Here is a 12,914-nt window from a genome sequence, read left to right as displayed (position 1 = left end):
GCGAACTTGCATCTCGCCCACTGAGACGCGCACAATGGTGCCTATGACAAGCAATGGTAGCGGCGTCGGAGTCATCGACAAGGCCGCAATGGTTCTCTCCGCACTTGAGGCCGGACCCGCCTCTCTCGCCGAATTGGTGACGTTGACCGGACTGGCACGTCCCACTGCCCACCGCCTGGCTGTTGCCCTCGAATTCCACCGCATCGTCGGTCGTGACCTGCAGGGGCGCTTCGTCCTCGGGCCGCGCCTGGCCGAGCTGTCCTCGGCCGCCGGCGAAGACCGTCTGCTGGCCGCGGCCGGGCCCGTGCTGGGTCAGCTGCGGGATCAGACGGGTGAGTCCGCTCAGCTCTTCCGCCGCCAGGGCGATCTGCGCCTGTGCGTGGCCGCGGCCGAGCGCCCGGTGGGTCTGCGCGACTCCGTGCCGATCGGCGCAACGCTGTCGATGCGCGCAGGCTCCGCCGCCCAGGTGCTGCTGGCCTGGGAGGAGCCGGATCGCCTGCACACGGGACTGCGGGGTGCACGATTCTCCGCGACCATGCTCTCCGGCGTCCGTCGCCGAGGCTGGGCGCAGTCGATCGCCGAACGCGAACGGGGCGTCGCCTCGGTGTCGGCCCCCGTGCGCGGGCCGAGCAATCGCGTCGTCGCCGCCGTCTCGATCTCCGGGCCGGTCGACCGGCTCACTCGCCAGCCCGGTCGGCTGCATGCGAAGTCGGTCATCGATGCCGCGCGTGCGCTGACCGAAGCGCTCGTGCGCGGCTGAGTACGGCTGAACTCTTCGCGGGCCCGGGAGGTCATTCTCCCGGGCTTGTACGATGGCCCCATGATCGCCGCCCAGAGACGCAATATCATCGTCGACACGATCGAGAGAGACGGCGCCGTCTCCATCACCGCCCTGTCGGAGAAGCTCGACACCTCGGCGGTGACGATCCGCCGTGACCTCGATCAGCTCGCCGAGGAGGGCAGGCTCATCCGCACCCACGGCGGTGCCGTGCTCGCTTCGAGCGCGCGGGAGTCGAGCTATGCGGAGAAGCTCGAGCAGGCTCTGGCCGAGAAGTCGGCGATCGCCCGCGCTGCGGCGACGCAGGTACGCAACGGCGATGTCGTGGCGCTCGGCCCGGGCACGACGACCGAACTGTTGGCCAACGAGCTCGTGACGCGTTCGGGCCTGCGCGTGGTGACGAATTCGCTGCTGGTCGCCGAGGCCATGGTCTCCTCCCCCGACAATGAGGTCATCGTCGTCGGCGGTCTGCTGCGGCATTCGATCCGGGCGTTCGTCGGCGGCGGCACGGTGTCGCAGCTGCTCGGCCTGCGCGCCGATACCGTCTTCCTCTCCGGCAACGGCCTGGCCGCGGACTTCGGCCTGTCGACTCCGGCATTCCCCGTCGCCGATACCGACCGGGCCATGGCCGCCGGGGCGGGGCACGTCACTGCTCTCGTCGATCACACGAAGGTCGGGCTCCGCTCGTCGGTGCTCACCGTCCCGACCGAGCAGATCCAGCAGCTCATCACGGATTCGAAGAGTGAGGAGTCCGAACTCGCTGCCCTGCGTGAGGCGGGTGTCGAGGTCGAGGTCGTCTGACCTTTCCGTCAAACGATCAAAACTGTTCAGGTTCGATCACTAGCGATCAGGCTCACAATCCTCTAAAGTGTCCACTCGGGGTGTCACACACCACACGCAGCCATGCACTGACGCACTTTGCAGCCATGCACTGACGCATATGGAGGAACCTTGGAAGCAATCCGCTTGGACGCACAGTGGATCGACTATCTGCTGATAGCGATCTACTTCATCTTCGTCCTCGGAATCGGGTGGTTCGCCAAGCGCGGAATCTCCTCGAGCATCGAGTTCCTCCTCTCCGGACGGAGCCTGCCGGCGTGGGTCACGGCTCTCGCGTTCGTCTCGGCCAACCTCGGCGCCGTGGAGATCATGGGCATGTCCGCCACGGGCGCCCAGTACGGCATGCCCACGATGCACTATTTCTGGATCGGCGCGGTCCCGGCGATGCTGTTCCTCGGCGTCGTCATGATGCCCTTCTACTACGGCTCGAAGGTCCGGTCGGTTCCGGAGTTCATGCGCAAACGCTTCGGCACGGGTGCGCACCTGGTCAACGCGCTGTCCTTCGCCATCGCGCAGCTGCTCATCGCCGGCGTCAACCTGTTCCTGCTGGGCACGATCGTCAACCGTCTGCTCGGCTGGCCGCTGTGGATCACGCTCATCGTCGCCGCCGCCATCGTCCTGTCCTACATCACCCTCGGCGGGCTGAGCGCAGCGATCTACAACGAGGTGCTGCAGTTCTTCGTCATCGTCGCGGCTCTCCTGCCGCTCACCCTCATCGGCCTCAACCGCGTCGGCGGCTGGGACGGACTGGTCGAAAAGGTGAGCAATGACGGAATGCTCGGCGCCGAACAGCTGAGCAGCTGGCCCGGCGAGCAGCTCTCCGGCTTCTCCAACCCCGTCCTCTCCGTCGTCGGCATCGTCTTCGGCCTCGGCTTCGTCCTCTCCTTCGGCTACTGGACGACGAACTTCGTCGAGGTCCAGCGCGCCATGGCTTCGAAGTCGATCAATGCCGCACGTCTGACCCCGATCATCGGCGCCTTCCCGAAGATGCTCATCCCCTTCATCGTCGTCGTCCCCGGCATGATCGCCGCGGTGCTCGTTCCGCAGATGACGCAGTTCAAGGAGATCTCGGCCTCCATCGACGAGGCGACCGCGCTGGAACAGACGGGTGTGACATATAACGATGCGCTCCTGCTGCTCATGCGCGAGGTCCTGCCCAACGGTCTGCTCGGTGTTGCGATCGCCGGTCTCCTCGCCGCGTTCATGGCCGGTATGGCCGCGAACATCTCCGCGTTCAACACGGTCTTCAGCTATGACCTGTGGCAGCAGTACGTGGTCAAGGACCGCGAGGACGACTACTACCTGAAGATCGGCCGCTGGGCCACGATCGGCGCCTGTGTCGTCGCGATCTTCACAGCTCTCATCGCGGGCAACTTCTCCAACCTCATGGACTACCTGCAGACGCTGTTCGGCTTCTTCAACGCTCCGCTGTTCGCCACGTTCATCCTCGGTATGTTCTGGAAGCGGATGTCGGCGACCGCCGGTTGGGTCGGCCTCGTCGGCGGCACGCTCTCGGCCGTGGCCGTGTTCATCCTCGCCGAGACCGGAGTCCTCGACCTGCCCGGTCAGGGTGCCGCGTTCCTCGCCGCCAGCACCGCATTCATCGTCGACATCGTCCTGTCGGTGATCGTCACTCTGTTCACCACGCCGAAACCCGCTGCCGAACTGCGCGGACTCGTCTACTCTGAGACCCCGAAGTCCGACTTCGAGGACCTCAGCGAACCGAAGGCGCCATTCTGGAAGCGTCCGGTGCCCGTCGCGGGTGTCGCCCTGGTGCTCGTCATCATCCTCAACGTGACCTTCGGCTAAAGGAGCCAGTGAGACCCATGAGCAAACCCAACGAACTGACCAAGACCGCAGGCGCGTTCGACGTACGCAACTTCATCGGTGTGCTGCTGGCGATCTTCGGCGTCATCCTCACGATCGCCGGAATCGTCGGCTTCACCCCCGACGAGGCCGAGCGCACCGGCGGGGTCGACGCGAACCTGTGGACCGGGATCGGTCTCATCATCGCCGCTGCCGTCTTCCTCATCTGGGCGAAGCTGCGTCCGATCCGCATCGTCGAAACTCGCGGCGACGATGCAGGCACCGACACCGAGGCGGCTCCCGGCACCCGCTGATTCCCTGAGATTCCGCGGTGCCGAGTCAGAGCGCGGCCATGGCCGCCGCGACCTCGGGGATGTCCGCGGCAGGCACGGACCTGGACGCCTCGTCGAGGATGAGCAGCCGGGCACCTGGAATCTCCCGGGCGATCACCTCTCCGTTGCCCAGGGGGAAGAACGGGTCGAGGCGGCCGTGCACGACCAGCGTCGGCAGCTGCAGCTGCGAGAGCCGTTCCCTCCAGCGAGGCCGGCAGTCGAGTCGGGAGAAGACCATTCCCAACTGATCGGCCTGGTGCGCCCCCGAATCGGAACTCAGGGTCCGGGCCCAGATCCGCGCAGCGACTGCGCGCGCCTCGGCGGGGTCATCACCGAGGATCTTCGCACCCTCAGCCATGAAGTCAGCCACCGATTCGACGTCCGCCCAGTCCGGCTGCGGCCTCGAGAAGAGCGGGCCCATCGTGGCCTGATCATGATCCGGCAGGTCGTCATCGACGGGTCCGGGAGCGACCGGCCGCGTCGCTATGAGAGTGAGCGCCGAGAACGCAGCCGGAAAGTCGAGAGCTGCGACCTGCGCAATCATCCCGCTGATGCCGCTTCCCGCCAGATGCGCAGGCCGGTCGTCGAAGGCCCGAGCGAGTCCGGCGGCATCGGCGGCGAGATCTCGCAGAGTGTAGTTCGGGGCTGTCAGGTCGCCGCTGCTCGAGGCTCCGGCATCGCGGAGGTCGCAGCGCACAACGTGGCGCCCCTGCTCTGCCAGCTGCCGACACAGAGCATCGGGCCAGGACAGCATGGTCGGTGCGCCGAGGCAGAGAATCAGCGGCGAATCCGCTGCGCCGAACTCGTCGACGCCGAGGCTCACCCCATTGACGTCGCAGATGTGCATACCGCCCCCCGCCCGTCCGAGCTCATCGCCCCAGCCATCGCCGCCTGAGCCGTTCCGTCCGCCATCACTGCCTGAGGCTCAAGCATGAACCGCCCGGATTCGCGGAGTCAACAGCGGCACCGTGTGGTGCCTGGCGGCGAAGGCTGTTTTGGTCCCGCTTTCTCTGGAATCATCACGTTCTTCGGCGGGCAGTTCAAAACAAGGTGTACCGATTCGCCGGATCGCACCGTTGCCACGACGCCGCTGTGACCGTGCCCCATCGAAACGCGGCAGTGTGGCCCACCGACGCGAACACAGCCCAAGGAGTCAACGCCCTGGTCGAGCCTGCGGAGCAGTCGAACCTGTGACTCAGGCGCACCCGTGGTTCAGTCGAACCGGGCGGCGCCCCGGCCCGCGCTGACGGCGAAGATGTCCGGTTTCCGGTAGCCGTGCTCGGCGAATGCCGCACTGACGGCATCGCCCACGTCATCGACTCGACCTGCGTCGATGAGGGCGATCGCCGAGCCTCCGAAGCCGCCGCCGATCATCCGCGCCCCGAGTGCCCCAGCGCCCATCGCGGCCGTCACCGCAACATCGAGTTCGGCGCAGGAGACCTCATAGTCATGAGCCAGCGATTCGTGGGAGGCCACCAGCAGATCACCGATCGCCCGGATGCGTGCGTCATGGTCGCTGCCGTGCGAGCGTTCATTGTCTTCGAGCAGTTCGACGGTGGCGCGGACTCGCGCGTTTTCGGCGAGGACGTGTCGCACTCGCTTGCGCTGTTCGTCGGTGAGTCCGCTCAGGTCGACGTCATCGGCGAGTTCCCGCAGACTGTCGACACCGAAGATCGCGGCGGATTCCTCGCAGCTCTTCCGCCTGGCCCCGTACCCGCTCTCACTGTGCGAATGCGAGACCTTCGAGTCGATGACGAGGAGTCTGAGCCCCTCCGTGTCGAGGTCGAAGGGAATCTGCCGAGCACCGAGGTCGCGGCAGTCGAGGAAGAGTGCGTGCCCGGTCTCGGTCATGATCGATGCGGCCTGGTCGACGATTCCCGTCGGCGCTCCGACGAAATCGTTCTCGGCCCGCTGCGTCAGCAGCACCTTCTCCCGGTCGTCGAGGCCGAGACCGAACACCTCGTCGAGGGCGATGAGCACCGCGACTTCGAGTGCATGTGATGACGACAGTCCGGCACCGACGGGCACAGTGGACTCGATGTAGAGGTCGACACCGCCGACGACCGTGCCCGTGGTCTTCGCGATCTCGTCGACGACGCCCGCGGGGTGGCTGAGCCACCCGGGCAGGGTTCCGGGCATAAGCTCCGCGGCCGTGAACTGGCCCGACATACGCTGACCAGTGTCATCGCGATGATCGGAGACGATGCGAATGCTCTCACCACGCCGAGGCGGGTCCGCAGTCCCGATCTCTCCAGCCCCGCCCTCGGTTCGTCCCTCGGCGCTGGCCTCGGATCGCTGACCGATGGCGACGTACACGGCTCGGTCGATGGCGATGGGCAGGACGAGACCTGAGTTGTAGTCCGTGTGTTCGCCGATGAAGTTCACGCGTCCCGGCGCGCGGAAGGACCCGAGCGGCCGGTATCCGAACAGGGCCACGAACTCCTCGGCGAGATGTTGGGGAGTTGGGGCCTCAACCGCCTGAGGCGTCACGGCGCTCATCGACGGTCCCCTTCCTTGTCGCGGGCTGGAGCGGTCGCGGTCACGGCCGCCTCGGCGAGGGGTTCCAGGGTCACCGCGCGCAGCCTGGCTGCGGTCTCCTCGGCAGAGACGTCACCGACGAAGGCGCCCATGGCGGCCTCCGACCCGGCGAGGAACTTCAGCTTGTTCTCCGCCCGGCGCGGGCTTGTGATCTCGAGGTGGAGCCATTCGGCGCGATGGTCGGCGCTGTTGACCGGCGCCTGGTGCCAGGCCGCGATATACGGCGTGGGGCTCGGGTAGAGGCCGTCGATGCGCTGCAGCACCTCCGGGTAGACGCGGGCCAGGTCGTCGCGTTCGGTATCGTCGAGTTCGTCGACGCTTCCCACTTGGCGGTGAGGGACGATGTGGACTTCGATCGGCCAGCGGGCGGCGAAGGGCACGAAGGCGGAGAAGTGATCGGTTTCGAGGATCATCCGCTCCCCTGACTCGCGTTCGAACGCGAGCACGTCGCCGAGCAGCGGTCGCCCGGTGCGGCTGAAGTGCTCATCGACTCGGGCCGAGGTGATCGCGGTGTGCGGGGTGACATAGGGGTAAGCATAGATCTGTCCGTGCGGGTGGTTCATCGTCACCCCGATCTCCTCCCCGCGGTTCTCGAACATGAATACCTGTTCGATGCCCGGCAGCGCCGACAGCTCAGCGGTCCGGTTGGCCCAGGCGTCGATGACGGTGCGGGCGCGTTCGGTGCCGAGTTCGGCGAAAGATCCGGTGTGTTCGGAGGAGAATACGACGACTTCGCAGCGGCCGTATCCCGGTCCCGACAGCGCAGAGGTCACGGCGTCGGCGGAGTCGGCGGCCGCCTCGGCGAAGGTGTCGTCCACTGTGTGTGACGACGGAACATCGCCGAGGTCGGGGCCGAGCGATGGGAAGCGATTCTCGAAGACGGCGACGTCGAAGTCCGCGGCGGGGATCTCGGTGGGACGGTCCGGCGCCGACGGGCACAGCGGGCATTCGGCGGCGGCGGGCAGGTGGGTGCGGGTCTGCCGGTGCGTGGCCACGGCGACCCATTCGCCGGTGAGGACGTCGAAGCGCAAGGTGCCGCTGTCGGGCCGCGGTTCGTGAGGTCGGGAGTCGGTGGCGATCGTCGGTGCAGGTGAGTCGGGGTCCTGGAAGAACAGGATCTCACGACCATCGGACAGGTTCGCCCGGCGATGCGACTCTGGCATCAGACCTCCCAAAAGTTATCATTTTCGATCATAATGCTAACACCTGGCGGCTCGGACGGGCGCGGACAGCGTAGAATATCTGCAACCGCTCTTCCCGCCGTCGAGCCTCAGGAGACCCATGACCGCCACCATCGAACTCGCCTGCGGCGAGTCTGCTGCGGTCGTCTCCCCCATCGGCGCGAGCCTGCTTCGCTTCAGCGTCGGCGATCGCCCGGTGGTGGTGCCGGTGAATGCCTTCGACGGAGCCGTGCTCGCACCCTGGCCGAACCGGATCGATGGGGGCCGTTTCGACTTCGCCGGCGTCAGTCATCAGCTGCCGATCACCGAGCCCGAGCGCGATACCGCGCTGCACGGCCTGGTCGCCGACGTCGAATGGTCCGTGCTCGAGCGGACCGAGTCCGCAGTCAGTCTCGAGTATGCGCTTCCGCCCTCGGAGGGGTATCCGTTCGAGTTCGGCCTGCGGGTGGATTTCGAACTCGCCGAGGCGGAGCTGCGCATGCGTGCCCGTGCCCTCAACACGGGGTCCGGTCCCGCCCCGTTCGGTTTCGGTTTCCACCCGTGGCTCTCGGCTGGGGGCAGTGCCCTCGTCGATGAGGCTCAGCTCGTCCTTCCCGCTGCGCACTGGTTCGAGACCGATGATCGGCTCATCCCCACCACGGTGCGTCCCTTCGACGACGGCACCGCGGTTCCGGCCGATCACGTCTCGGATGATTCCGCGTGCATGGTGTGCAAGGATTTCCGGGCGCTGCGCATGATCGGCGGAACGGTCCTCGACGATGCTTTCGGCGAGCCTCGGCGCGGGATCGACGGGTGGTCGCGGGCACGGCTGAAGGGTGCAGATCTGCGCGAAGTCGTCGTCGGGATGGGACCAGGATTCCGCACCTGGCAGGTGTGCACGGGTGACGGGCTCGGGGAAGATCTGGCCCGGCAGGCGATCGCGATCGAACCGATGACGTGTCCGCCCAATGCGTTCGCCGCGGGCGAGGCTGGCGAGGACTTCGACATCGTCGCCCCTGGTGACGAGCTTTCCATCGAGTGGAGTATCGGCCTGACCGGGATGGACTGCGGACGTTCCGGCTCGACTTCAGCGGACTCCGACAGTCAGGACTTCGCGGTTCAGTCGGGTACTGCAGACTGAGTGCGGTGATGCGGGCTCAACCCGGTGCCGTGGACTGAGCACGTAGGCCGAGTCATCGCTTCGCTGTTCTTCCCACGATGACAGTCGCCCTGCCGCGGGTCGGCCCATCCTGATAGGTTGCGACTGCAGGCAGATATCAGGCGAGCGTGCCCTGCTCGGGGTGCGTTCCATTCTCGAGAAGGACGATCATGTCGACACCGCAGAACCCGAACGACCCGAACAGAAGCTCGGCTGAGCAGAACCTCGACGGTCAGAACTCCGGCGCCGGGGACCAGCCGCAGAGCGCCCGATCCGCTTCGGACCAGTCAGCGCAGTCCCCGCAGGAAGCCCAGCCGGGCCAGGACGCTCGGTACCAACCAGGTCAGGACACGCAGGCAGTGCAGGATGCTCAGTCCGGGTACCAGCAGGGCACCTATGATCCCAATGCCTACCAGGCACAGGGGCAACCGTACCAGCAGGCCGGATATTCTCAGCCCGGAGCCTATCAGCAGGATCCGTATCAGCAGGGCGCCTACTCACAGGGTGCAGCACAGCAACAGGCATATGGGCAGCAGGCATATGGGCAGCCGGCCTACGGCCAACCCGCGTATGGTCAGGCTCCGCAGCCGACGCCCCCTCAGACCGGGTTCTTCAAGTCGCTGTTCGACATTCGCTTCGACAGCTTCATCGCAGTGAAGTGGGCGGGCTTCATCTACATCATCGCGATCGTGGTCGCGGCCCTGTCCTACCTCGCCACCATCATCGCCGGCATCAGCGCGGGAGTCGCCGCCGGTTCGGCCGCAGCCTACTTCAACGACGGACCGAGCTTCAACGTGCTGCCGCTGATCCTCGCGATCATCTTCGGCTGGATCGTCCCGGCACTGTGGGTCATCGGCGTCCGTCTCGTGCTCGAGCTCATCGTCTCCAACATCAAGACGGCCGAGAACACGAAGCGCATCGCAGACTCCGTCGCCCGCTGAGTCTGGCCACCAGAAGTTGTGGTCACTATCGGATGGTTTCTGACGCGGCGGAAAGTATCCGATAGTGACCACCTTTTGGGGATCGGGCATCCTTTGAGCCGGCGAGCCCTCACCGAACGGCCCTACGAGACCGGTGAATTAGAGTGAGCCCCGCACCGAAATTCGATGCGGGGCTCAACCGTACCCCCGAGCAGATTCGAACTGCCGTTACCGCCTTGAGAGGGCGGCGTCCTAGGCCACTAGACGACGGGGGCTAGAACAACTCACCTGGAGAGACCTCCGGATGATGTCCGCTGGGCTACCAGGACTTGAACCTAGACTAAATGAACCAGAATCACTCGTGCTGCCAATTACACCATAGCCCAATGTTTTTCAAGGTCATCCCCGTGGAGAATTTCCCTGAGCAACGAGATATAACTCTACACAAGCATCCCGCTTCCGGACAAATCGCAGAGGCCCCTTTTCGGTGTGACCTTCTTAACACAACAGGCTCATCGCGACCGGCCCGCCGACAGGCTCAGCCTTTCCCTGCCGGCGGGCCCGGCCTCACCCGCGGGCGAGGCCGATGAGCCGATCGAGCACCCGGTATCCGTCGGCCCGCAGACCGTTGTGTTCGTACTCGTTGGTCACCCACGGCGTCACGCCGGACAGGTGCTCGGCGGTGGCCAGCGAATACTCCACCGGCACATATGCGTCCTCGAAATACACCGCCGCAGCACCTGGCACCGAAGCGCCCCGCAGAGCGTCTACATCGTAGAGACCAGGCCATCGACGTGCGGCAACGAGCTCGGCCACCTCGGCGAAGGGCGCGAGCTCCGGATCCTCGTGCAGGGACTCAGGACCGGCATGTTCGCCGGCCAACAGGGTCGGATCCTCCCGGACGGCATCCGGCATCGCCCGCCTCGCCGCCCAGTTCGTCACCGCGCCGTCGGCCCAGCAGGATTCGTGGATGACCGCATAGAGCGGATTGCGCCCCGAGAACGGCAGTGATGCAGCGAGGTCATGCCGGAACGCCGCCGAGGCGGGGTCGAGGTCGAGCAGATAGTGCAGCTTCTCGGGACCGTCGGAGGCCCCGAGGAAGTGCCCGAGCAGACGGATCCGCTCCGGCGTCGCCCGTGCTCCCCCGGGCAGGGCGAGCCCGTCGCCGACGGATGCGAGGTCGACCAGCCTGCGCATCTTCTCGCGGTCGCCGGGAAACGCCTTGTAGTACTGCTCGGACTTGCGGATCATCCCGTCCCACGTCCGCCCGTAGACTGTCACCGGGTCCAGGCCGATCGCCGGCAGACCGCCGGTGAAGTACACCTCGTGAAGCGCGCTCGAATGTGCGGAGATATACCGCAGAGTCGTGAACCCGCCGAAGGACTGTCCCAACAGGGACCAGGTGTCCACGCCGAGGTGGCCGCGCAGGATCTCCGCATCCTCGACGATCGAATCGGCCCGGAAGAACGACAGCGCCTCGGCGATCGCGGCCGGATCCTGCCCCACCTGCTCGAGGCCGGTGATGGCCCCGTCGACGGAGCCGATCGGGGTCGACTTCCCGGTCCCGCGCTGGTCGAGCATGACGACCTGGAATTCCTCGAGGGCCCGCTTCACCCATCCGTCGGGGCCGCCGGCGATGCCCAGGCGCGGAGCTTCCACGCCGGGCCCGCCCTGCAGGTAGACGAGGTAGGGCTTCTGACTGTCCGCCTCGGTGCCGATGATCCGGGCGAACACGCTGAGCGTGTCCGGCAGGTTCGCCTTCGCCGATGATTCCCCCGCCGAGGTGGTCTCCCCCGATCGTGCGAAATGGTCGAAGGGCACCTCGATCGTCACATCCCGGAAGTGCAGTCCCCCGCGGGTCCAGTTGCTCTGCTCGATCATGGTCACAGCTGTGCCGCGAGTGCCTTGAGGCGCGTGAGCGAGGAGTCCTTGCCGAGGATCTCCATCGACTCGAACAGCGGCGGGGAGACTTTCCGGCCGGACACGGCCACACGCAGCGGGCCGTAGGCCAGACGCGGTTTGATCTCCATCTCCGTCACGAGCTTCGCCGACAGGACCTCTTCGAGCTTCGGCGTCGTCCATTCGTCGAGTCCTTCGAGGACCTCGATGGAGGCGGCGAGCACCTCGGGGGCGGAGTCCTTGAGCGTCTTCAGCCCGTCCTCGGCCATGGCGAGGTCGGCGTCGGAAGTGAAGAGGAACGCGAGCAGGTCGGGGGCTTCGCCGAGCAGCTTCATCCGGGTCTGCACGAGCGGTGCCGCCTGGTCGAGGATCGCCAGCTGAGCATCCGTCGGGGACTCAGGGAGCACCTCGGCGGCCTGAAGATAGGGCACCAGACGGTCACGGAAGTCACTCGGTTCGAGGAGACGGATGTGGTCGGCGTTGATGGCGGCGGCCTTCTTCACGTCGAACCGGGCAGGGTTCGGCAGGACATCGTGGATGTCGAAGGCTTCGGTGAACTCCCTGACGCTGAACACGTCGCGGTCGGGTCCGATGGACCAGCCGAGCAGGGCCAGGTAGTTGATGAGCCCTTCGGGGATGAAGCCGTTCTCGCGGTGGAGGAACAGGTTCGATTCGGGGTCGCGCTTCGACAGCTTCTTGTTGCCCTCGCCCATGACGTAGGGCAGGTGGCCGAACTCGGGGGTCGCCTCGGCGATGCCGATGGCCTTGAGGTGTTCGTAGAGCGCGATCTGGCGCGGGGTCGAGGACAGGATGTCCTCGCCGCGGAGCACATGGGTGATGCCCATGAGCGCGTCGTCGACGGGGTTGACCAGAGTGTACAGCGGCTGACCATTGGCACGGACGACGACGAAGTCGGGGACGGTGCCGGCCTTGAAGGTGATGTCGCCGCGGACGAGGTCGGTGAACGTGATGTCCTCATCGGGCATGCGCACGCGCCAAACGGGTTCGCGGCCTTCGGCGCGGAAGGCCGCCTTCTGTTCGTCGCTCAGGTCGCGGTCGTAGCCGTCGTATCCGAGCTTGGGGTCGCGGCCGGCGGCCTTGTGGCGGGCCTCGACCTCCTCGTTGGTCGAGAAGGACTCGTAGATGTGGCCGCCGGCCTTGAGCTTCTCGATGACCTCGGCGTAGATCTCACTGCGCTGCGACTGGCGGTAGGGTCCGTTGTCGCCGCCGACCTCGATGCCCTCGTCCCAGTCCAGGCCCAGCCATTTCAGCGCCTCGACGACCTGGCCGAAGCTCTCCTCGGAATCCCGTGCCGCGTCGGTGTCTTCGATGCGGAAGACGAACGTGCCGCCGGTGTGCCTGGCATAGGCCCAGTTGAACAGGGCCGTGCGGACCATGCCGACGTGCGGGGTGCCGGTGGGTGATGGGCAGAAACGAACTTTGACGCTCACGGTTGTCCTTTGCGTGATCTTCTCGAGTGTG

11 protein-coding genes and 2 tRNA genes are annotated in these 12,914 nt (G+C 66.2%); 6 read left to right on the top strand and 7 right to left on the bottom strand.

The features are described from left to right. The first annotated feature begins 43 nt into the window (after window positions 1–43). The 4 genes from GUY37_RS06260 to GUY37_RS06245 all read left to right on the top strand — a co-directional run bounded on the left by GUY37_RS06260 (window position 44) and on the right by GUY37_RS06245 (window position 3,738). Complete coding sequence (locus GUY37_RS06260; RefSeq protein WP_025777351.1) at window positions 44–760, top strand: IclR family transcriptional regulator; 717 nt, start codon at window positions 44–46, stop codon at window positions 758–760. A 60-nt stretch (window positions 761–820) separates the two neighbouring features. After that, window positions 821–1,579 carry a DeoR/GlpR family DNA-binding transcription regulator gene (locus GUY37_RS06255; RefSeq protein WP_166823507.1) on the top strand — a complete coding sequence of 253 codons (759 nt, stop codon included), beginning with the start codon at window positions 821–823 and terminating at the stop codon, window positions 1,577–1,579. Window positions 1,580–1,729: 150 nt separating this feature from the next. After that, the gene (locus GUY37_RS06250; protein WP_166823504.1) at window positions 1,730–3,427 is read left to right on the top strand and encodes a sodium:solute symporter family protein; all 1,698 of its coding nucleotides are present in this window, start codon (window positions 1,730–1,732) and stop codon (window positions 3,425–3,427) included. Window positions 3,428–3,444: 17 nt separating this feature from the next. Continuing rightward, complete coding sequence (locus tag GUY37_RS06245; protein WP_166823501.1) at window positions 3,445–3,738, top strand: hypothetical protein; 294 nt, start codon at window positions 3,445–3,447, stop codon at window positions 3,736–3,738. A 25-nt stretch (window positions 3,739–3,763) separates the two neighbouring features. On the opposite strand, the gene GUY37_RS06240 is transcribed toward GUY37_RS06245, so the two are convergent. The 3 genes from GUY37_RS06240 to galT form a co-directional block, all read right to left on the bottom strand. Continuing rightward, the gene (locus GUY37_RS06240; protein WP_166823498.1) at window positions 3,764–4,603 is read right to left on the bottom strand and encodes an alpha/beta fold hydrolase; all 840 of its coding nucleotides are present in this window, start codon (window positions 4,601–4,603) and stop codon (window positions 3,764–3,766) included. A 365-nt stretch (window positions 4,604–4,968) separates the two neighbouring features. Next, window positions 4,969–6,255, bottom strand: a complete 1,287-nt coding sequence (locus tag GUY37_RS06235) for a galactokinase (RefSeq protein ID WP_166823495.1) — start codon at window positions 6,253–6,255, stop codon at window positions 4,969–4,971. Further along, window positions 6,252–7,457 (bottom strand): galactose-1-phosphate uridylyltransferase, encoded by a 1,206-nt coding sequence (gene galT / locus GUY37_RS06230; RefSeq protein WP_166823492.1) that lies wholly within the window; start codon window positions 7,455–7,457, stop codon window positions 6,252–6,254. Before galT ends, GUY37_RS06235 begins: the two co-directional genes overlap by 4 nt. Before the next feature lie 118 nt (window positions 7,458–7,575). Between galT and GUY37_RS06225 the strand changes: the two genes are divergently transcribed. Next, complete coding sequence (locus GUY37_RS06225) at window positions 7,576–8,595, top strand: aldose 1-epimerase family protein (protein ID WP_166823489.1); 1,020 nt, start codon at window positions 7,576–7,578, stop codon at window positions 8,593–8,595. A gap of 188 nt (window positions 8,596–8,783) precedes the next feature. Then, window positions 8,784–9,554, top strand: coding sequence for a DUF4282 domain-containing protein (locus GUY37_RS19325; protein ID WP_166823486.1), 771 nt, complete (start codon window positions 8,784–8,786; stop codon window positions 9,552–9,554). A 181-nt stretch (window positions 9,555–9,735) separates the two neighbouring features. On the opposite strand, the gene GUY37_RS06215 is transcribed toward GUY37_RS19325, so the two are convergent. From GUY37_RS06215 to gltX, 4 genes are all read right to left on the bottom strand, one after another. Beyond that, window positions 9,736–9,808 (bottom strand) — tRNA-Glu (locus tag GUY37_RS06215). 39 nt (window positions 9,809–9,847) lie between these two features. Further along, window positions 9,848–9,919 (bottom strand) — tRNA-Gln (locus tag GUY37_RS06210). A gap of 181 nt (window positions 9,920–10,100) precedes the next feature. After that, window positions 10,101–11,414 (bottom strand): alpha/beta fold hydrolase, encoded by a 1,314-nt coding sequence (locus tag GUY37_RS06205; RefSeq protein ID WP_166823483.1) that lies wholly within the window; start codon window positions 11,412–11,414, stop codon window positions 10,101–10,103. Window positions 11,415–11,416: 2 nt separating this feature from the next. Continuing rightward, window positions 11,417–12,883, bottom strand: coding sequence for a glutamate--tRNA ligase (gene gltX, locus GUY37_RS06200; RefSeq protein WP_166823480.1), 1,467 nt, complete (start codon window positions 12,881–12,883; stop codon window positions 11,417–11,419). Between the last annotated feature and the right edge of the window lie 31 nt (window positions 12,884–12,914).

The organism is Brevibacterium limosum (assembly GCF_011617705.1).
Classification (GTDB): domain Bacteria; phylum Actinomycetota; class Actinomycetes; order Actinomycetales; family Brevibacteriaceae; genus Brevibacterium; species Brevibacterium limosum.
This window is presented reverse-complemented; position numbering and strand designations above follow the sequence as displayed.